18 protein-coding genes are annotated in these 20,628 nt (G+C 71.3%); 5 read left to right on the forward strand and 13 right to left on the reverse strand.

The window, feature by feature from the left end; genetic code table 11:
- Positions 1 to 19: 19 nt before the first annotated feature.
- Positions 20 to 1,624 (forward strand): amidohydrolase, encoded by a 1,605-nt coding sequence (locus HHX40_RS13300; RefSeq protein WP_182880795.1) that lies wholly within the window; start codon positions 20 to 22, stop codon positions 1,622 to 1,624.
- 7 nt (positions 1,625 to 1,631) lie between these two features.
- Here the strand turns inward: HHX40_RS13300 and HHX40_RS13305 are convergent, their stop codons facing one another.
- From HHX40_RS13305 to uvrA, 12 genes are all read right to left on the reverse strand, one after another.
- On the reverse strand, positions 1,632 to 2,402 hold the full coding sequence (locus HHX40_RS13305) for an SDR family NAD(P)-dependent oxidoreductase (protein ID WP_182880796.1): 771 nt from the start codon (positions 2,400 to 2,402) through the stop codon (positions 1,632 to 1,634).
- Positions 2,403 to 2,706: 304 nt separating this feature from the next.
- A complete protein-coding gene (locus HHX40_RS13310) occupies positions 2,707 to 3,054 on the reverse strand; it encodes an RNA polymerase-binding protein RbpA (protein ID WP_111699330.1) in 348 nt (115 codons plus the stop codon).
- 74 nt (positions 3,055 to 3,128) lie between these two features.
- Positions 3,129 to 3,359 carry a preprotein translocase subunit SecG gene (gene secG, locus HHX40_RS13315; RefSeq protein ID WP_182880797.1) on the reverse strand — a complete coding sequence of 77 codons (231 nt, stop codon included), beginning with the start codon at positions 3,357 to 3,359 and terminating at the stop codon, positions 3,129 to 3,131.
- 147 nt (positions 3,360 to 3,506) lie between these two features.
- On the reverse strand, positions 3,507 to 4,286 hold the full coding sequence (tpiA, locus tag HHX40_RS13320) for a triose-phosphate isomerase (RefSeq protein ID WP_111699332.1): 780 nt from the start codon (positions 4,284 to 4,286) through the stop codon (positions 3,507 to 3,509).
- Positions 4,287 to 5,474 (reverse strand): phosphoglycerate kinase, encoded by a 1,188-nt coding sequence (locus tag HHX40_RS13325; protein WP_182874469.1) that lies wholly within the window; start codon positions 5,472 to 5,474, stop codon positions 4,287 to 4,289.
- Positions 5,474 to 6,478, reverse strand: coding sequence for a type I glyceraldehyde-3-phosphate dehydrogenase (gap, locus tag HHX40_RS13330; protein ID WP_138461199.1), 1,005 nt, complete (start codon positions 6,476 to 6,478; stop codon positions 5,474 to 5,476). The genes HHX40_RS13325 and gap overlap by 1 nt, the downstream gene beginning before the upstream one ends.
- Before the next feature lie 205 nt (positions 6,479 to 6,683).
- Positions 6,684 to 7,664, reverse strand: coding sequence for a DNA-binding protein WhiA (gene whiA, locus HHX40_RS13335; RefSeq protein WP_111699335.1), 981 nt, complete (start codon positions 7,662 to 7,664; stop codon positions 6,684 to 6,686).
- 63 nt (positions 7,665 to 7,727) lie between these two features.
- Positions 7,728 to 8,762, reverse strand: coding sequence for a gluconeogenesis factor YvcK family protein (gene yvcK / locus HHX40_RS13340; RefSeq protein ID WP_182880798.1), 1,035 nt, complete (start codon positions 8,760 to 8,762; stop codon positions 7,728 to 7,730).
- A 237-nt stretch (positions 8,763 to 8,999) separates the two neighbouring features.
- Complete coding sequence (rapZ, locus tag HHX40_RS13345) at positions 9,000 to 9,869, reverse strand: RNase adapter RapZ (RefSeq protein ID WP_111699337.1); 870 nt, start codon at positions 9,867 to 9,869, stop codon at positions 9,000 to 9,002.
- Between the two features lie 277 nt (positions 9,870 to 10,146).
- Complete coding sequence (gene uvrC / locus HHX40_RS13350) at positions 10,147 to 12,282, reverse strand: excinuclease ABC subunit UvrC (RefSeq protein ID WP_310738078.1); 2,136 nt, start codon at positions 12,280 to 12,282, stop codon at positions 10,147 to 10,149.
- A gap of 181 nt (positions 12,283 to 12,463) precedes the next feature.
- Positions 12,464 to 12,889, reverse strand: coding sequence for a Rieske (2Fe-2S) protein (locus HHX40_RS13355; RefSeq protein ID WP_182874468.1), 426 nt, complete (start codon positions 12,887 to 12,889; stop codon positions 12,464 to 12,466).
- A 178-nt stretch (positions 12,890 to 13,067) separates the two neighbouring features.
- The gene (gene uvrA / locus HHX40_RS13360; RefSeq protein WP_182874467.1) at positions 13,068 to 15,908 is read right to left on the reverse strand and encodes an excinuclease ABC subunit UvrA; all 2,841 of its coding nucleotides are present in this window, start codon (positions 15,906 to 15,908) and stop codon (positions 13,068 to 13,070) included.
- A 268-nt stretch (positions 15,909 to 16,176) separates the two neighbouring features.
- On the opposite strand from uvrA, the gene HHX40_RS13365 reads away from it, so the two are divergent.
- From HHX40_RS13365 to menC, 4 genes are all read left to right on the forward strand, one after another.
- Positions 16,177 to 16,998 carry a maleylpyruvate isomerase family mycothiol-dependent enzyme gene (locus tag HHX40_RS13365; protein ID WP_182880800.1) on the forward strand — a complete coding sequence of 274 codons (822 nt, stop codon included), beginning with the start codon at positions 16,177 to 16,179 and terminating at the stop codon, positions 16,996 to 16,998.
- A gap of 12 nt (positions 16,999 to 17,010) precedes the next feature.
- Positions 17,011 to 17,655, forward strand: coding sequence for an MBL fold metallo-hydrolase (locus HHX40_RS13370; RefSeq protein WP_111699341.1), 645 nt, complete (start codon positions 17,011 to 17,013; stop codon positions 17,653 to 17,655).
- 59 nt (positions 17,656 to 17,714) lie between these two features.
- Entirely contained in the window at positions 17,715 to 19,133 is a 1,419-nt protein-coding gene (locus HHX40_RS13375; RefSeq protein WP_182880801.1) for a gluconate:H+ symporter, read from the forward strand.
- Positions 19,134 to 19,197: 64 nt separating this feature from the next.
- A complete protein-coding gene (gene menC / locus HHX40_RS13380) occupies positions 19,198 to 20,298 on the forward strand; it encodes an o-succinylbenzoate synthase (RefSeq protein WP_182880802.1) in 1,101 nt (366 codons plus the stop codon).
- Positions 20,299 to 20,308: 10 nt separating this feature from the next.
- Here menC and HHX40_RS13385 read toward each other — a convergent pair whose 3' ends face one another.
- Positions 20,309 to 20,605 carry a hypothetical protein gene (locus HHX40_RS13385; protein WP_150934603.1) on the reverse strand — a complete coding sequence of 99 codons (297 nt, stop codon included), beginning with the start codon at positions 20,603 to 20,605 and terminating at the stop codon, positions 20,309 to 20,311.
- Positions 20,606 to 20,628 lie beyond the last annotated feature (23 nt).

A 20,628-nucleotide genomic window follows, 5' to 3' on the forward strand; every position in this document is an offset into this window, starting at 1 on the left:
AAAGAAGGACACGACACCCGTGAGTTCCACCCTCCTCTTCCGCGGCGGCCGCGCCTTCACCCCGGACGGCTTCGCCGAGGCGGTCCTCGTCCGCGACGGAGTCATCGCCGCCGTCGGCGCCGAGGCCGACCTCGTACGGCTGGCTCCGGACGCCGAGCCGGTCGACCTCGGCGGCGGCCTGCTGACGCCGGGGTTCACCGACGCCCACATCCACCCGGTGCAGGCCGGGCTGGAGCGGGCCAAGTGCGACCTGTCCGAGGTGTACGGCCTCGACGCCTACAAAGCCGAGATAGCCGCCTATGCCGCGAAAAATCCGGAGAAGGAGTGGATCGACGGCGGCGGCTGGGACATGGCCGCCTTCCCCGGTGGTCTCCCCCACCGGTCCCAGCTCGACTTCCTCGACCGGCCGGCGTACTTCGTCCAGCGCGACCACCACGCGGCGTGGGTCAACACGCGGGCCCTGGAGCTCGCCGGGATCACCGGCGACACCCCCGACCCCGCCGACGGCCGCATCGAGCGCGACCCCGACGGGACGCCGAGCGGCGTGCTGCACGAGGGCGCGATGGACCTCGTCGGCCTGCTCACCCCCCGCCCGACCCCGGCCGACGTCGACGCCGCCCTGATGGACGCGCAGGCCCACCTGTTCTCCCTCGGCATCACCGGCTGGCAGGACGCCATCGTCGGCTCGTACGCGGGGTCGGACGACCAGTTGCCCGCCTACCTGTCCGCGGCCTCCTCCGGGCGGCTCAGGGCGCGGGTGGTCGGCGCCCTGTGGTGGGACCGCACCCGCGGGGCCGAGCAGATTCCCGGCCTGGTCGAGCGGCGGGCCATGGCCGAGGGCCTGGACCGGTTCCGGGCGAGCTCCGTGAAAATCATGCAGGACGGCATCCCGGAGAACTTCACCGCCGCCGTCATCGAGCCCTACTGCCGCTGCGGCGGAACCGGCCTTTCGTACGTCGACCCCGCCCTGCTCGGCGGGTACGTCAAGGAACTGGACGCCCAGGGCTTCCAGGTGCACTTCCACGCCATCGGCGAGCGTGCCGTACGCGAGGCGCTCGACGCGCTGACCGGGACCGACCCCGGCAACCGCCACCACATCGCGCACGTGCAGATCATCACGCCGCAGGACGTGCCGCGCTTCGCCGAACTCGGTGTGACGGCCAACCTCCAGCCGCTGTGGGCGACCCACCACCTGCAGATGGACGAGCTGTGCATCCCCTACCTGGGCGAGGAGCGGGCGTCCTGGCAGTACCCCTTCGCCGACCTCGTACGGCACGGCACCCGCCTCGCCGGGGGCTCCGACTGGCCCGTCTCCTCGGCCGACCCGCTGGCGGCGATGCACGTGGCGGTCAACCGGACCGAACCCGGCGGCTCGGTCCACGCGACGTACCCCACCGCGCAGACGCCGTTCCTGCCGGAGCAGAGCCTCGACCTGAGGACGGTCATGACCGCCTACACCGAGGGATCGGCCTGGATCAACCGCTCCCCCGCCGGTGTGATCGAGGCGGGCCGCCCGGCCGACCTCGTCGTCCTCGACCGCGACCCCTTCGCCCTCGACCGGAAGGACATCTGGACTGCCAAGGTCGTCATGACCTTCCTCGACGGCGAACAGGTGCACGGCTGAAGTACGGTCACGGTGGCATGCGATAACCCGCGTCGAGCCTGGGACTGGCGGCGTTGAAATACCTGTTCTCGACGATGTGGGCGGCGAACGCCGCGAATTCGTCCGGGGTTCCGAGCCGGCGAGGGTTGAGGAACTGTTTGACCCCCTCCGCCTTCGTGTCCTCGTCGACATAGTCGTCGACCATGGGGGTGTCGAAGCCCCCGGGGACGATGGTGTTGACGCGTATTCCACGCCCGGCGAACTCGCGGGCGGCGGGCAGGGTCATGCCCTCGACGGCGGCCTTCGTCGCGGCGTACCCGATCAGTCCGGTGGTGGCCTCATGGGCGGCGACGGAGGAGGTGTTGATGATGACGCCCCGCTCGCCGTCCTCATCGGGGTCGTTGCCCAGCATCACGGCCGCCGCATGGCTCATGACGTTGAAGGTGCCGATGAGATTGGTGCTCACGAGCCGCGTCAGCACGGTCGTGTCGCTGGGCCGCCCGGCCTCGGTGACGAGGACGACGGGGGCGAGGATGCCGGCGGTGTTGACGTTGACGTCGATCGTCCCGAACCTGTTCAGGGTGGCGGCCACGACGGCGGCGACCGCCTCGGCGTCGCCGATGTCGGCGCCGATCCCGAGGGCGTTCACGCCGAGATCGGCGGCGATCCGGACTGCGAGCGCGCCGCGCCGGCCGACGATGACGACGTTCGCGCCCCGGGCGGAGAAATGTCGTGCGACTCCCTCGCCGAGCCCGGAGGTGCCGCCGGCGACGAGGACCGTCTTCCCGCGAATGTCCATGATCTCCTCCGGAGCAGGCCGGTGGCATGTTTCACGGCTGCGCGCCGTCTCGGGTGTCCCCCACATTCTGTGCGGAGCCGGGGACATCGGATATGCGTGCGACGGTCTTCTTGGGTCGACCCCCGGGAAGCGGTTCCTTCCTCGACGGAAAGATCCTGGCGGGAACGCGAAAGCCCGGAGCCGTGGAAGGCTCCGGGCCTGCTCAGGTAGCCGGGACCGCTCTCGCGGCCCCGGACACCCGGCTACTTCTCCGTCGTCCGCGGATCGGTGATCCCCGGCGACGCCGTCCGGGCGAACTCGGCGGTCAGTAGATCGGGCGGGAGGAGGAGCGCAGCCGCTCCAGCGCCTCGGCGAGGATCTGCGCGCCGTCCTTGTCGCTGCGGCGCTCCTTCACGTACGCGAGGTGCGTCTTGTAGGGCTCGTTGCGCGGCGGAGCCGGAGGGTTCGACTGGTCCTGCCCGGCCGGCAGCCCGCACCGCGGGCAGTCCCAGAACTCGGGGACGGCCGCGTCGCTGGCGAAGCTCGGGCGCGTCTCGTGCATGTTGGCGCACCAGAACGGGACCCGCACACGGGGGGCGGCCTCGCCGCGTTCGGCCTCTCCCATGGGGCCGGCGCCGACTCGGCTGCCACGGATCGCGTTGCCACTACCCACCGATGAACTCCTTGCTCGATCGCCCCGCGGACGGGGGGAGGTGAATCTCTGTCACGCGTGGCCGGAGACCGTCGCTACGGCTTGAGCAGCAGGCCCAGCGCGATGATGCAGACGAACCAGACGGCGCCCGTGATGATGGTCAGGCGGTCGAGGTTGCGCTCGACCACCGACGATCCGCCGAAGGACGACGAGAAGCCGCCGCCGAACAGGTCGGACAGGCCGCCGCCCTTGCCCTTGTGAAGCAGCACGAGCAGCACCATCAAGGAGCTCGCCAGGATGAGGGCGATGGAGATTCCGATTATCACCGTAGACCTGTTCCTATATCCGGGCGTGCACGACGCGAGTGCACGGCGTCATCAACGTGCGGATGCACGACGCCATCAGCGTGACGATTCATTTGTGTCCTTCGAGGGTACGACTTGTTGTCAAGTCGCACCCCCCGAACGGCACAGCTAGCCGGAGACTTCGCCGAAACGGCAGATCTTGACGTACTCCCCCGCATCGAGGCTGGCCCCTCCGACGAGGGCGCCGTCGATGTCGGCTTCCGCCATGATCCCGGCGACGTTGTCCGACTTCACCGAGCCACCGTAAAGGATACGGACAGCCGCGGCCACATCGTCACCGTACAGCTCGGCGAGTCGCGTCCTGATGGCGCCGCACACCTCCTGGGCGTCCTTCGGGGTGGCGACCTCGCCGGTGCCGATCGCCCAGACCGGCTCGTACGCGACCACGATCGACTTCACCTGGTCGGCGGGCACACCGTCGAGCGCGCCGTCGAGCTGCGCCAGCGTGTGCTCGACCTGGCGGCCCTCCTGGCGCACCGGCAGCCCCTCGCCCACGCACAGGATGGGCGTCAGCGAGTGCCGGTAGGCGGCCTTGACCTTGGCGTTGCACAGCGCGTCGTCCTCGCCGTGGTACTGCCGCCGCTCCGAGTGGCCCACGAGGACGTAGGCGCAGCCGAGCTTGCCCAGCATCGCCCCGGAGATCTCCCCGGTGTACGCCCCGGAGTCCTGCGCGGACAGGTCCTGCGCGCCGTAGGCGATGCGCAGCTTGTCGGCGTCCACCAGCGTCTGCACGCTGCGCAGGTCGGTGAACGGCGGGATGACCGCCACCTCCGCCCTGTCGTGGTCGCGGTCGTTCAGCGAGAACGCCAGCTTCTGCACCAGGTTGATGGCCTCGAGGTGGTTGAGGTTCATCTTCCAGTTGCCGGCGAAAAGCGGCTTGCGCGCCATCTACTCCTCCAGCGCCGCGAGTCCGGGCAGCGTCTTGCCCTCGAGGTACTCGAGGCTGGCGCCGCCACCGGTGGAAATGTGCGAGAAGCCGTCCTCGGGCAGCCCGAGCCTGCGTACGGCCGCGGCCGAGTCGCCGCCGCCGACCACGGTGAAGGCCTCCGACGCCACGAGCGCCTCGGCCACCGCGCGGGTGCCGCCGGAGAACGCGTCGAACTCGAACACGCCCATCGGGCCGTTCCAGAACACGGTCCGCGCGTCGGCCAGCTTGGCGGCGAACAGCTCACGGGTGCGCGGGCCGATGTCGAGGCCCTCGCGGTCGGCCGGGATCGCCGTGGCCTCCACGACGTCGTGCGGGGCGTCGGCCCCGAACTCGGTCGCGGCCAGCACGTCGACCGGCAGCACCAGCTCGACCCCGCGGGAGGCCGCCTCGTCGAGGAAGCCCTTCACCTGGTCGATCTGGTCTTCCTGCAGCAGCGACTTGCCCACCTCGTGGCCCTGGGCCTTGAGGAAGGTGTAGGCCATGCCGCCGCCGATGAGCAGGCGGTCCACCTTGGCCAGCAGGTTGGCGATCACGCCGAGCTTGTCGGAGACCTTCGCGCCGCCCAGGACGACGACGTACGGCCTGGCCGGGTCCTCGGTGAGCCTGCGCAGCACGTCGACCTCGGCGAGGACCAGGTCGCCCGCCGCGTGCGGCAGCCGCTTGGGCAGGTCGTAGACGCTGGCGTGCTTGCGGTGCACGGCACCGAAGCCGTCGCCGACGTAGACGTCGGCGAGGGCGGCCAGCCGCTCCGCGAACTCACCCCTGACCGCGTCGTCCTTGGACTCCTCGCCCGGCTCGAAGCGCAGGTTCTCCAGCAGGGCGACCTGCCCGTCCTGGAGGCCGGCGACCACGCTCTGGGCCGACTCGCCGACCGTGTCGGCGGCGAACGCCACGTCCTCGCCGAGCAGTTCGGCCAGCCGCCGGGAGACCGGGGCGAGCGAGTACTTCGGCGTGACGGAGCCCTTGGGCCGGCCGAGGTGCGCCGCGACGACGACCTTCGCGCCGCGCTCCAGGAGCTTCCTGATCGTCGGCACCGACGCGCGGATGCGGCCGTCGTCGGTGATCGTCTCCCCGTCGAGGGGGACGTTGAGGTCGGCGCGCACGAACACGCGCCGGCCCTTCACGTCGAGCTCGTCGATTCCGATCATCAGAGGGAGGCGCCCACGTACTCGATGAGGTCGGCGAGGCGGTTGGAGTAACCCCACTCGTTGTCGTACCAGCCGACGACCTTGACCTGGTTGCCGATGACCTTGGTGAGGCCGGCGTCGAAGATGCAGGACGACGGGTCGGTGACGATGTCGCTGGAGACGATCTCGTCCTCGGTGTAGCTGAGGTAGCCCTTGAGCGGGCCCTCGGCGGCGGCCTTCAGCGCGGCGTTGACCTCTTCGACGGAGGTCTCGCGGCCGACCTCGACGGTCAGGTCGGTGGCCGAGCCCGTCGGGATCGGCACACGCAGCGCGTAGCCGTCGAGCTTGCCCTTGAGCTCGGGCAGGACCAGGCCGATGGCCTTGGCGGCGCCGGTGGAGGTCGGGACGATGTTCAGCGCGGCGGCGCGGGCGCGGCGCAGGTCCTTGTGCGGGCCGTCCTGCAGGTTCTGGTCCTGCGTGTAGGCGTGGACGGTGGTCATCAGACCCTTCTCGATACCGAAGGTGTCGTTGATGACCTTGGCCATCGGGGCCAGGCAGTTGGTGGTGCAGGAGGCGTTCGAGATGATCGTGTGCGCGGCCGCGTCGTACTTCTCGTGGTTCACGCCCATGACGATCGTCACGTCTTCGTTCTTCGCCGGAGCGGAGATGATGACCTTCTTCGCGCCGTTGTCGGCGTGCACCTTGGCCTTGGCGGCGTCGGTGAACAGGCCGGTCGACTCGACGACGACGTCGACGCCCAGGTCGCCCCAGGGCAGCTTGGCGGGGTCACGCTCGGCGAAGGCCTTGATCGCCTTGCCGTCGACGGTGATCTCGTCAGCCGAGGACTTGACCTCGTACGGCAGGCGGCCCAGGATGCTGTCGTACTTCAGCAGGTGGGCCAGCGTGGCGTTGTCGGTGAGGTCGTTGACGGCGACGACCTCGATGTCCTTGCCGCTGGCCGCCACAGCGCGCCAGAAGTTGCGGCCGATACGGCCGAAGCCGTTGACGCCTACGCGGATGCTCACGGATCCGATCTCCTCGTACGTCGTGCGCCGGTGTACCGGCGCGAGGACTGTGTTAAACCTCAATGACAGACCTTATCGGACCCAAATTGGTGTAGACCACGGGGCCGCGTTTTGGCGGCGTGTCCCCCCTTGCCAGCCGGTGAGCGGCTCCGTTCCCGCAGGCGGCGGCCCGGGGAACGCTCCCGGTGAAGCGACCGGGAACAAGTCAGTGCGCGAGCATGTCCGCGGTGAGGTTGGCCTCGGTGTTGGCGATGCCGAGATCCTGGGCGCGCTTGTCGGCCATGGCGAGCAGCCGCCGGATGCGCCCGGCGATGGCGTCCTTGGTCAGCGGCGGGTCGGCGATCTGGCCCAGCTCCTCCAGGGACGCCTGCTTGTGCTCCACCCGGAGCCGGCCCGCGATCACCAGATGCTCGGGGGCGTCCTCGCCGAGGATCTCCAGCGCGCGCTGGACCCTCGCCCCCGCCGCCACGGCCGCCCGGGCGGACCTGCGGAGGTTGGCGTCGTCGAAGTTGGCCAGGCGGTTGGCGGTGGCCCGCACCTCCCGGCGCATCCGCCGCTCCTCCCAGGCCAGCACGCTGTCGTGCGCGCCGAGCCGGGTCAGCAGCGCGCTGATCGCGTCGCCGTCGCGCACGACCACCCGGTCGACCCCGCGCACCTCACGGGCCTTGGCGTGGATCTTCAGGCGCCGGGCGGAGCCGACCAGGGCCAGCGCCGCCTCCGGCCCGGGGCAGGTCACCTCCAGCGACATCGACCGGCCCGGCTCGGTCAGCGAGCCGTGGGCGAGGAAGGCTCCCCGCCAGGCCGCCTCGGCGTCGCAGGTGGCGCCGGACACGACCTGCCGGGGCAGGCCGCGCACCGGCCGGCCGTGGTTGTCGATGAGACCGGTCTGCCGGGCGAGCGCCTCGCCGTCCTTGTAGACCCGTACGACGTAGCGTGAGCCCTTGCGCAGCCCGGCGGGGGCCAGCACGAGGACCTCGGCCTTGTGGCCGAAGACCTCCCCGATGTCCTTGATGAGCCGGCGGGCGGTGGCGTTGGTGTCGAGCTCGGCCTCGATCACGATCCGCCCGCCCACGAGGTGCAGCCCGCTGGCGAACCGCAGCAGCGTCGACACCTCCGCCTTGCGGCAGCAGGGCTTGAGCACCGGAAGGCGGCTCAGCTCGTCTTTCACCACGCCCGTCATGGCCATCTGCGCGTGTCCTCCCCCAAACAGACTCTGCCCGTCAGTCTCTCGCACCTTGGGAGCAGGCAATCACCGCTTCGCGCGGAAAATCTCGGCCAGGACAGCGGCAAGTCGTGGTCCGTCGTGCCGGGCAGATCCGTCAGACGCTGCCACATCGGCCAGAACCACCCGGGCGCCCATCGCCCCCGCGGCCTTCTCCAGCGCCCTCGCGTCGCTCACCACCGCACCGTCCGCGACCACCGCGTCGAGGAGCAGGGCGGGGGCGTGCTCCCTGAGCACCTCCAGGTGCCGTTCCGGGGAGAAACCGTCGGTCTCGCCGGCCTGTGGCACCAGGTTGAGGATCAACAGCCGCCGGGCGCTGCTCTCGTGCAGCGCCCGGGCGAGCTCGGGCACCTTGAGGTGCGGCAGCACGCTGGTGAACCACGAACCCGGCCCGAAGACCACCCAGTCGGCGGCCTCGATGGCCTCGATCGCCTGGGGGCAGGCGGGCGGGTCGGGCGGCAGCAGCGAGATGGAGCGCACCCGGCCGGGCGTCAGCGCGCAGGCGACCTGCCCGCGCACCGTCGTGACGGCGCCGTCCAGCTCCACCTCCGCCTGGATGTCGAGCGGCACCGACGCCATCGGCAGCACCCGGCCGTGGGCGCCGAGCAGCCGGCCCACCCATTCCAGGCCCACCACGGGGTCCTCCAGGAGCTCCCACAGGGCGACGATGAGCAGGTTGCCGACGGCGTGCCCGTGCAGGTCTCCCTCGCTGCGGAAACGGTGCTGGACTACCTCGCTCCAGGTCCTGCCCCACTCGTCGTCGCCGCACAGGGCCGCGAGCGCCATCCGCAGGTCGCCGGGGGGCAGGACGCCGAGCTCGCGCCTGAGACGGCCGCTGGAGCCGCCGTCGTCGGCGACGGTCACCACGGCCGACAGATCGTCGGTGACGGTCCTGAGAGCCGACAGGGAGGCGTACAGACCGTGGCCGCCGCCGAGCGCGACGACCTTGGGTCCGTTGCTCGCGGGTGCCGCGCCGCTCCGGGGAGTGCTGCCGTACGCGGGGGGATCACGGGGGTGGTCGGGGTCGGAGGGATCGGCCGGTTCCGGGACGGGGTCCTTCATCGTCCTCCTCACCTCGTCGCGGGCACCGCCTCGCGGAGCCGCGGCGTTCGTGCTGATCGGTCACGCTCTGCGCCGAACCGAATCCGGCTCGGGCCGCATCCCGCCACCGTACGCCCTCCGCGGCGCCGCCCGCCCGCCCGATCTTCCCGGTGCCGCCGGAGCGGGCCGGCCGCTGTCACCCGGCCTTCGCGATGCCCGTCTCGGGCACGTCCCCGGCACGCCGGCGACCGGGAGGGGTCACTCGCGGCCCACGTCCCGGTGGCTGACCTGGACGTCCATGCCGCGCTCCCGGAGCCGGGCGCCGAGCTGCTCGGACATCGCCACGCTGCGGTGCTTGCCGCCGGTGCAGCCGACGGCGAGCGTGGCGTAGCTCTTGCCCTCGCGCGTGTATCCGGCGGCCACCACGCCGAAGACCTCCTCGTAGCCGTCGAGGAACTCCTTGGCGCCGGGCTGGCCGAGCACGTAGTCGCGCACGGGCGCGTCGAGGCCGTTCATCGGCCGGAGCTCCGGCACCCAGTGGGGGTTGGGCAGGAACCGGCAGTCCACCACGAGGTCGGCGTCGACCGGCAGGCCGTACTTGTAGCCGAAGGACACCACGTTCACCTTGAGCCCGGGGCGGTCCTCACCGCCGAAGAACGAGACGATCTTCTTGCGCAGCTCGTGGACGTTCAGCAGGGAGGTGTCGATGACCAGGTCGGCGTTGGCGCGGATCTCGCGGAGGATGCCGCGCTCGCGGTCGATGCCGTCGACGAGCCGCCCGTCGCCCTGCAGGGGGTGGGGACGCCGCACGTTCTCGAACCTGCGGACCAGCTCCTCGTCGCTGGCTTCGAGGAACACCACCCGGACGCCGACGCCGCGCCCGTCGAGCTCCTTGATCGCGGCGTTGAGGTCGGTGGTGAAGGCGAGGCTGCGCACGTCGACCACGGCCGCGACCCGGTCGGTGGCCATGTTCACCCGGCCCGCCTCCTCGGCGAGCGAGGACAGCAGACCCGGCGGCAGGTTGTCGATGACGAACCAGCCGAGGTCTTCCAGGGCCTTCGCAGCGGTGCTGCGCCCCGCCCCCGACATTCCCGTGATCACCACGAATGCCGGCTCAGTCGTGCTCATCGCCCGCTCACCGCCCTGCCGCCCGATGTCCAGCCCAACCTATCAACCGGCCGGACCGCGGCGCCCCGCGACGCACCCGCGACTCACCCCGGCTCCGCCCGCCCGTGCCGCACCGCCGACCCCGTGGTCGACCCCCTGCCGGGCCCCGTATCCGGCCCTGTAATCGGCCCTGTAATCGGCCCTGTAATCGGCCCTGTAATCGGCTCTGTAATCGGTCGCGCTCCCGACGGCCGGGTCTCCGTCGCGATTCTCCGTCCGCTGACGGTCCCCGGCCCGCTCACGATCCCTGTCCGGCGGGAGAGGGGCCCTGTCCGGCGGGCGAGGGGCTCTGCCCGCGGAGCGCCGCGACGATGGCCTCGGCGGTCGCCGGGCCGATGCCGGGGACCTCCTGGATCTCCTCCGCGCCGGCCTCTCGCAGCCGCTTCACCGAGCCGAAGTGGCGCAGCAGTGCCTGCCGTCGCGCCGGGCCCAGGCCCGGCACCTGGTCGAGCGCGCTCTCCCGGAGCGATTTCGACCTCTTCGATCGATGGTAGGTGATGGCGAACCGGTGCGCCTCGTCGCGGACGCGCTGCAACAGGTACAGTCCCTCGCTGCTGCGCGGCAGGATCACCGGCTGGTCGTCGCCGGGCAGCCAGACCTCCTCCAGCCGCTTGGCCAGGCCGCAGACCGCGACGTCGTCGACGCCGAGTTCGTCCAGCGCCCGCCGGGCGGCCGCGGCCTGCGCCGGGCCGCCGTCCACCACGACGAGGTTGGGGGGATAGGCGAACTTGCGGGGACGGCCGGTCTCCGGGTCGATCGGCGTCCCGACGACCGGTTCGCGCGCGCCGTCGCCGAAGCCCGCGTCGAAGCCTGCGTCGGCGTCCGCCTCCACCCCGTCCGCCTCTACCCCGGCCGCCTCCGCGCCCGGTCCCGCGGTCACATTCGCGCCCGGGCCCGTCGGCGCGTCCCCGGCCGGCTCCGGGATCGGCCCTGTGGTCGGCCCCGGAGCCGGCCCCGGAGTCGGCTCGGTGTCCAGTTCCCCGGTCGCCACCCGCTCTTCCAGGTAGCGCTTGAACCTGCGGCAGATGACCTCGTAGATCGAGGCCACGTCGCCCTCGCCGCTCCTGATCGAGAAGCGGCGGTACTCGCTCTTGCGGACGAGGCCGTCCTCGAAGACCACCATCGAGGCGACCACGTTCTCACCCTGGATGTGCGACACGTCGTAGCACTCGATCCGCAGCGGCACCTGGTCGAGGTCGAGGGCGTCGGCGATCTCCTGGAGGGCCCGGCTGCGCGTGGTCAGGTCGCTCGCCCGGCGCAGCTTGTGCTGGGCCAGCGACTCCTTCGCGTTGCGCTCGACGGTCTCCATGAGGCTCTTCTTGTCGCCCCGCTGGGGGACGCGCAGGTCCACCCGGGAGCCCCGCTGCTCGCTCAGCAGTTCGGCCAGCGCGGCCTCGTCCGGCGGCCGGGCCGGCACGAGGATCTCGCGGGGGATCGTCGCCTCGCCGTACATCTGCAGCAGGAACTGCTCGACCAGTTCGCCGGGGGTGGTCTCCTCGACCTTGTCGACCACCCAGCCGCGCTGGCCGCGGATGCGCCCGCCGCGCACGTAGAAGACCTGGACCGCCGCCTCGAGCGGGTCCTCCGCGAGGGCGATCACGTCGCAGTCGGTGCCGTCGCCCAGCACCACCGTCTGCTTCTCCAGTGCCCGCTGCAACGCCTGGACGTCGTCGCGCAGCCGGGCGGCCCGCTCGTACTCCTCCACGGCGGCGGCGTCGCGCATCTCACGCTCAAGCCGCTTGATGAACCGCCCGGTGTTGCCGGCCATGAAGTCGCAGAAGTCCTCGGCGAGCGCGCGGTGCTCCTCGGGGGTGACCCGGCCGACGCACGGCGCGGAGCACTTGTCGATGTATCCGAGCAGGCACGGCCGCCCGATCTGCCCGGCCCGCTTGAACACGCCCGCCGAGCAGGTGCGTACGGGGAAGACCCGCAGCAGCAGGTCGACGGTCTCCCGGATGGCCCAGGCGTGCGAGTAGGGGCCGAAGTAGCGGGTGCCCTTCCTCTTGGCCCCCCGCAGCACCTGCACCCGGGGGAAGTCCTCCCCCATCGTCACGGCCAGGAAGGGGTACGACTTGTCGTCGCGGTACTTGACGTTGAACCGCGGGTCGAACTCCTTGATCCAGGAGTATTCGAGCTGGAGCGCCTCGACCTCGTTGCCGACCACGGTCCAGTCCACCGAGGCCGCGGTCGTGAGCATGGTCTGCGTCCGGGGGTGCAGGCCGGCGAAGTCCGCGAAGTAGGAGTTGAGCCGCTGTCGAAGGCTCTTCGCCTTGCCCACGTAGACGACCCGGCCGTCCGGGTCACGGAAGCGATAGACGCCTGGCGATTCGGGGATCGATCCGGGCGCCGGTCGGTAGGTTGCCGGGTCCGCCACATTCCAAAGACTACTGGCCCCGACCGACATTCCCGCCGCCCCGGCGATCCCTGTGGCGTTCCGGCACGACGCCTTTACACTGTAGATCAACAGCCTCGCGGGGTACGTCCACCCAGGGGTGCCATGAGCCGCGGCGGCCGTCGCGATCTCGCGCGACGGCCGCCACCGGCCCGCACGCGGCTCAGGCGAGGGTGATGCTGTCTCCGCTCACCGTGATCTTCTTCTCGGCGAGGGGCTTGTTCGCCGGCGGGTTGGTCACGGACCCGTCCTTGGCGCTGAACCTGCTGCCGTGACACGGGCAGACGATCTCGTTGTTCGCGACGCTCCCGACCGGGCAGCTCTTGTGGGTGCAGGTCGCGCTGAACGCCTTGAACGTGCCGGCCTCCGGCTGGGTGACGACGACGTCCTGGTCCTTGAAGACCTTGCCGCCCCCGACCGGGATGTCGGAGGTCTTCGCGATCTCCCCGCCGCCCGCCGCGGCCTGGCCGTCCGCCGGAGCCGCCTCGGACGTGGCCGTGCTGTCGCCGCCCGAGCACGCGCTCAGGACCGCCGCCAGCCCGGCTCCTCCGGCACTGAAGATCACGGCCCGGCGTGTCGAATCCGTCATGCTTTTCCTTCCCTCGTACCGCGGCCCGGGACGGATGTCCGTCCCGGGTTCTCCCCTTGCGTGACGCGTCACCCCTGTGTGTCCAGGTACGGCCCTCACCCCGTGGCCGGTTCAGCGGGTCGTTCCAGGGGGACGTTGTCCGAGCGGAAAGAGTAGGGAGGAATCATGAGACGAACTCTCATACGCCCAGGATTTTCCTGAGGAACGCGCCGGTGTGGCTCTCCTCGACCTTCGCGACCTCCTCGGGGGTGCCGGTGGCGACGACGGTGCCGCCCCCGGAGCCGCCCTCGGGGCCCATGTCGACGATCCAGTCGGCGGTCTTGATGACGTCGAGGTTGTGCTCGATGACGATGACCGTGTTGCCCGCGTCCACGAGCCGGTTGAGCACCCCGAGCAGCCGCCGGATGTCCTCGAAGTGGAGACCGGTGGTGGGCTCGTCCAGCACGTACACGGTGCGGCCGGTCGAGCGCCGCTGCAGTTCGGAGGCGAGCTTGACCCGCTGCGCCTCACCGCCGGACAGCGTCGTGGCCGGCTGGCCCAGCCGTACGTACCCGAGCCCGACGTCGTTCAGCGTCTGCAGGTGGCGGCGGATGGCGGGGATCGCCTCGAAGAACTCCAGCGCCTCCTCGATCGGCATGTCGAGGACCTCGGAGATCGTCTTGCCCTTGTAGTGGACCTCCAGGGTCTCCCGGTTGTACCGGGCGCCGTGACAGACCTCACAGGGGACGTAGACGTCCGGCAGGAAGTTCATCTCGATCTTGATGGTGCCGTCGCCGGAGCAGGCCTCGCAGCGCCCGCCCTTGACGTTGAAGCTGAACCGGCCCTGCAGGTAACCGCGGACCTTCGCCTCGGCCGTGGCCGCGAACAGCTTGCGCACGTGGTCGAAGACGCCGGTGTACGTCGCGGGGTTGGATCTCGGCGTCCGGCCGATCGGCGACTGGTCGACGTGGACGACCTTGTCGACCAGGTCGGTGCCGGCCACCCGGGAGTGCCGTCCTGGCACGGTCTTCGCGCCGTTCAGCTCCTTGGCCAGCGCGGCGTACAGGATGTCGTTGACCAGCGTCGACTTACCCGAGCCCGAGACGCCGGTGACCGCGGTGAACACGCCCAGCGGGAACTCGACGTCGACGCCCTTCAGGTTGTGCTCGCGGGCGCCCTTCACGACGAGCTGCCGCTTGCGGTCGCGCGGGCGCCGGATCTCCGGCATGGTGATCGCCTTGCGGCCCGACAGGTACGCCCCGGTCAGCGACTCCTCGCTGGCGAGCAGTTCCGGCACCGTGCCGGACACGACGACCTGGCCGCCGTGCTCGCCCGCGCCGGGGCCGATGTCGACCACCCAGTCGGCGGCGGCGATGGTGTCCTCGTCGTGCTCGACCACGATCAGCGTGTTGCCCATGTCGCGCAGCCGGATCAGCGTCTCCAGCAGTCGCTGGTTGTCGCGCTGGTGCAGGCCGATGGACGGCTCGTCCAGCACGTACAGCACGCCGACCAGGCCCGACCCGATCTGGGTGGCCAGCCGGATCCGCTGCGCCTCGCCGCCCGCCAGCGTGCCGGCGGCGCGGTCGAGCGTCAGATAGTCGAGGCCGACGTCGAGCAGGAAGCCCAGCCGCGCGTTGATCTCCTTGACCACCCGCTCGGCGATGTGCATGTCACGCTCGGAGAGGCGCAGGCCGGTCAGGAACCGCGCGCACTCGGCGATCGACATCGCCGAGAGCTCGGCGATGGAGGTGTCCCCGACGGTCACGGCGAGCGAGACCGGCTTGAGGCGGCGGCCCTGGCAGGCCGGGCAGGGCACCTCGCGCATGAAGCCCTCGAACCGCTCCCGGCTGGCGTCGCTCTCCGACTCGGCGTGCCGGCGCTGCACCCAGGGGATGACGCCCTCGAAGTCGGTGTAGTAGGAGCGCTGCCTGCCGTACCGGTTGCTGTAGCGGATGTGCACCTGCTCGTCGTGACCGTGCAGGATCGCCTTGCGCGCCTTCTTCGTCAGCCGCTCCCACGGGGTGTCGAGGTCGAAGCCCAGCGCGTTGCCGAGCGCCTCGATCAGGCGGACGAAGTAGTCGCTGGTGTGGCCGTTCGCCCACGGGCTGATCGCGCCGTCGCCGAGCGTGCGCTCGGGGTCGGGCACGAGGAGGTCGGGGTCGACCTCCATGCGGGTGCCGAGGCCGGTGCATTCGGGGCAGGCGCCGAACGGCGAGTTGAACGAGAACGACCGCGGCTCCAGCTCCTCGAACGACAGGTCGTCGTAGGGGCAGTAGAGGTGCTCGGAGTAGAAGCGCTCGCGGTTGGGGTCGTCGTCCGGGAGGTCGACGAAGTCGAGGGTGATCGTGCCGCCGGACAGCTGCAGCGCGGTCTCGACGGAGTCGGTCAGCCGGCGCCGCGCGCCCTCCTTGACCGAGAGCCGGTCGACGATGACCTCGATGTCGTGCTTCTCGTACTTCTTGAGCGTCGGCGGCTCCTCCAGCCGCACGATCGTGCCGTCGACGCGGGCCCGCGCGTATCCCTTGGTCTGCAGTTCGCGGAACAGCTCGGCGTACTCCCCCTTGCGCCCGCGCACGATCGGGGCGAGCACCTGGAACCGGGTGCCCTCCTCCAGTTCGAGCACGCGGTCGACGATCTGCTGGGGGGTCTGGCGGGCGATCGGGCGGGCGCACTGGGGACAGTGCGGCTTGCCGATGCGGGCCCACAGCAGCCGCAGGTAGTCGTAGACCTCGGTGATCGTGCCGACGGTGGAGCGGGGGTTGCGGCTGGTCGACTTCTGGTCGATGGAGACGGCCGGCGACAGGCCCTCGATGAAGTCCACGTCGGGCTTGTCCATCTGGCCCAGGAACTGCCGCGCGTAGGCGGACAGGGATTCCACGTACCGCCGCTGCCCCTCGGCGAAGATCGTGTCGAAGGCCAGGCTGGACTTGCCGGAGCCCGAGAGCCCGGTGAATACGATCAGAGCGTCTCGCGGGAGGTCGAGCGAGACGTCCTTCAGGTTGTGTTCGCGTGCGCCACGCACGATCAGGCGGTCAGCCACGGTGGTCCCGATAAGTCGATGAGTTGATGGAGGTGCACGGGCAGGCTATCCAGAGCCACCGACAATTCCAGGGGACGTCGTCCGGCGGCCGGAGGGGGCGGTCCCGCGTGCTGTCCAGGGACACGCTCCGTCACCAGGGTATGAGCTTCGTCAAACCCCCGCCCGCGTTCCGCGCGAAACCCCTGCTCATACAACCGCCGGAGACGCCCCGCTCTTCCCGGGCGGGCCGTGCGGAACGGCAGGAGGCGCCGGGGGCATGATTTCCTCCATGTCCGTCATCGACGAAATCGAGCGAGAGCTGGCCGACGCGACGGAGCGCCTGCTGGCGACCGCCGCCCGCCTCACCGACGAGGATCTCCGCGCGCCGTCGCTGCTGCCCGGCTGGACCCGGGGGCACGTGCTCACCCACGTCGCCCGCAACGCCGACAGCTGCGTCAATCTGCTCACCTGGGCGCGTACGGGGGTCCGCACACCGCAGTACCCCTCCGCGGCGGCGCGCGACGCCGGCATCGAGGCGGGCGCCGCGCGCCCGGCCGGGGAGCAGGTCGCCGATCTGCGGGACAGCGCCGAGCGGTTCGCCGCGGCGGTCAAGGGCATGCCCGCCGCCGCCTGGGCCGCGCCGGTCTCCGCCATGACGCCGCCAGAGCATCCCGCGTGGTACGTCCCCGTCCGCCGGCTCAGGGAGATCGAGGTGCACCACGCCGACCTCGGGGCAGGCTACGGATGGGCCGACTGGCCCGAGACGTACGTGCGCCGGGAACTCCACGACACGCTGCGCTGGCTCGGCGGAAGCTGCCCGGCGGGCGTGGTCGTCGCGCGGGAACCGGAGACCGGCGTGATCGCGGGTGTGTGGACGGACCTCGGCGACGGCCCCTCGGTGGAGGGATCGCCCCGCGAACTGCTCGCCTGGCTCGCGGGAAGGACCACCGGCGAGCGGCTGCGGCTCGCCCCGGCCGGCACTCTCCCCGGAGAGGACGGCGCGCTGCCGGGGCAGGTCCCGGACGGACCGCCGGCCGCACCGCCCTGGCCGAAGTCCGCCCCGGAGGGACTGCCCGCCGAGCCGCCGGCGACCTGGCCGCCGGCCCAATAGAAGGGAGCGACGATGAGCTACACGGGAAACGTCACCAAGGGCGGGGCCGCCGACGTGCGGGAGGTCCCCGGACTGACCATCTCCAAGATCGAGGTCGGCGACTTCGGCAACAACGCGTACCTGCTGCGCTGCACGGACACGGGCGACGGGCTGCTGATCGACGCGGCGGCCGAACCGGACCGGCTGCTCGGCCTGATCGGCGACATGCCGATCAGCTCCATCGTGACCACCCACCGGCACCCCGACCACTGGGGTGCGCTGGAGGAGGTCGCCCGTGCCACCGGCGCGCAGACCGTCGCCCACCCGCTCGACGCCCCCGAACTGCCGGTGGAGACGACCCTGGAGGTCGGGCACGGCGACCGGGTGACCGTCGGGGTGGTGACGCTGGACGTCATCCACCTGCGCGGCCACACGCCCGGCTCGATCGCGCTGCTCTACCAGGACCGCCACCTGTTCACCGGCGACTCCCTCTTCCCGGGCGGCGTCGGCAACACCCAGAAGGACCCGGCGCGGTTCGAGCAGCTGTTCACCGACGTGGTGGAACGGGTCTTCGACCGCCTGCCGGACGAGACGTGGGTCTACCCCGGTCACGGCCGCGACACCACGCTCGGCGCCGAGCGGCCGCACCTGCCCGAGTGGCGGGCCCGCGGCTGGTGATGATTCGGGGGGCTCCTGCGGGGCAGCGGTGACCGCACGGACCGTCTGAGGAGCCCCCGATGACTTCCCCGATAACCAGCCTCGCGTCCACCCCTCTTGAGGCGACCCTGCCGGGCGCGGCCGCGTGGACCGGCCACGACACCCGCCTGATCCTCGCCGCCCTGGCCGGCATCGCGGTCATCGTGCTGCTGATCACGAAGCTCCGCGCGCATCCGTTCCTCGCCCTCGCGATCGGTTCCGGGACGCTGGGGCTGGTGGCGGGCATGGCGCCGCAGAAGCTGATCGACAGCTTCTCCGCGGGTCTCGGCTCCACCGTGGCCGGGGTCGGCGTGCTGATCGCGCTCGGAGCCATGCTGGGCAAGCTGCTGGCCGACTCGGGCGGAGCCGACGAGATCGTCGACGGGATCCTCCGCCGCACCGGCGACCGCGCCCTGCCCTGGGCGATGACGCTGATCGCGGTGCTCATCGGGCTGCCCATGTTCTTCGAGATCGGGCTGGTCCTGCTGATCCCGGTGATCCTGCTGGTGGCCCGGCGAAGCTCGCGCCCGCTGCTGCTGATCGCGGTTCCCGCGCTGGCCGGGCTGTCCGTGCTGCACGGCCTGGTGCCTCCGCATCCCGGGCCGCTGGTCGCGATCGACACGCTCAAGGCCGACCTCGGGCTCACGCTCGGGCTGGGGCTGCTGGTCGCGATCCCGACCGTGATCGTGGCCGGTCCGCTGTTCGCCCGGTTCGCCGCCCGATGGGTGGAGCCCGCGCCGCCCGAGCGCCTCGAACGCGAGCAGACCCCTGGGCCCGGGGACGGGGAGCGCGGCAGGCCGTCCTTCGGCGTCACGGTGGCCACGATCCTGCTGCCGGTCGTGCTGATGCTCGGCCGGGCCGTCGCGGAGATCGTCATGCCGGAGGGCGACGCCGTGCGCACCGCGCTGGAGGTCCTCGGCACCCCGCTGATCGCCCTGCTGATCGCGGTGATCGTGGCGATGTTCACGCTCGGCCGCCCGGCGGGCCTCGGCCGAGGCGGCGTCTCCTCGACGATCGCCGACTCGCTCCCGCCGATCGCCGGGATCCTGCTCATCGTCGGCGCCGGCGGCGGGTTCAAGCAGACCCTGGTCGACTCCGGGGTGGGCAAGGTCATCGGCGAGGCGGCGCAGGGCGCGAACGTGCCCGTGCTGGTGCTCGGCTGGCTGATCGCCGTCGGCATCCGGCTGGCCACCGGATCGGCCACGGTCGCGACCATATCCGCGGCCGGGATCGCCGCCCCGCTCGCCGCCGGGCTCTCCCCCGCGCACGTCGCGCTGCTCGTGCTCGCCATCGGCGCGGGGTCGCTGTTCTTCTCCCACGTCAACGACGCCGGTTTCTGGCTGGTCAAGGAGTACCTGGGCATGTCCGTCGGCCAGACGATACGCACCTGGTCGATCATGGAGACGATCATCTCCGTGGTGGCGTTCTGCTGCGTGCTCCTGCTCGGCCTGGTCGTCTGAGCCCTCTCCGGCGCGTCCGTATAGTGGTCGGCGCACACCGTCCATCCCCTGGAGCCGGGCCCACATGCAGATCACCGGAATCGAGCTGCGCCGGATCGCGATGCCGCTCGTCGCGCCGTTCCGCACCTCGTTCGGCACCGAGACCACCCGCGACGTCCTGCTGGTCCGGGTCGTGACCCCGGACGCCGAGGGCTGGGGCGAGTGCGTGGCGATGTCCGAGCCGCTGTACTCCTCCGAGTACGTGGACGGCGCGGCCGACGTGATGCGGCGCTTCCTGATCCCGGCGCTGCCCCGCACGGCGGACCCGCAGGCCGTCGGCCCGGCCCTCGCGCCGATCCGGGGGCACCGCATGGCCAAGGCGGCGCTGGAGGCGGCCGTGCTCGACGCCTCGCTTCGGATCACCGGCGAGTCCTTCGGCCACTACCTCGGCGCCACCCGTGACCGGGTCCCCTGCGGAGTCTCGGTCGGGATCACCGGGTCGGTCGCCGAACTCCTCGACACCGTGGCGGCGTACGTCGAGGAGGGATACGTACGGGTCAAGCTGAAGATCGGGCCGGGCTGGGACGTGACGCCGGTCCGCGCGGTCAGGGAGCGGTTCGGAGAGGACCTGCTGCTCCAGGTCGACGCCAACGCGGCCTACACACTCGCGGACGCCCGGCACCTGGCCCGGCTGGACGCCTTCGACCTGCTGCTGATCGAGCAGCCGCTCGCCGACGACGACCTCGTGCAGCACGCCCGGCTGGCCCGCACCCTCCGTACGCCGATCTGCCTGGACGAGTCCATCGAGTCGGCGGCCCACGCGGCGGCGGCGATCACCCTCGGCGCGTGCTCGGTGGTCAACGTCAAGCCGGGCCGGGTGGGCGGCTACCTGGAGGCGCGGCGCATCCACGACCTGTGCCGCGCCCACGGCGTCGCGGTCTGGTGCGGGGGGATGCTGGAGACCGGGATCGGCCGGGCGGCCAACGTGGCGCTGGCGGCGCTGCCGGGGTTCACCCTGCCCGGGGACACCTCCGCGTCCCGCCGCTACTTCGGCACCGACATCACCCCGCCGTTCGAGCTGAGCGGCGGGCACCTCGACGTGCCGGCCGGCGCGGGTCTGGGCGTGGAGCCCATCCCGGACGTCCTCGACGAGGTCACCACCGCGACGGAGTGGATCCCGTTCTGATCGGCGGTTCTCAGGCGTCGCCCAGGGCCGGGTGCGGCCTCGGCTCGCCGGTGGTGAACACCTTCACGATGCGGTCGGCCGCGAGGGCGGGCTCCTCCGCGCTCTCCACCACGTCGCCCCACGACCAGCGGTAGAACCAGCCGTCCGGCATGGCGACGCAGTCCACGGTCTCGGAGAACAGCGCCGCGTCGGGGTCCCGGACCTTCAACGACGGCGGATCGGGGCGCAGGGACGCCTCCAGCCCGCGTAGTTCCAGCTCCCTGGCCAGCTTGCCGAGGAAGTACGTGCGGGTGTGCTCACGAGGCATGGCGACCGGGCTCCAATGGAATA

Source organism: Microbispora sp. H10949 (assembly GCF_014161435.1).
GTDB lineage: Bacteria > Actinomycetota > Actinomycetes > Streptosporangiales > Streptosporangiaceae > Microbispora > Microbispora triticiradicis.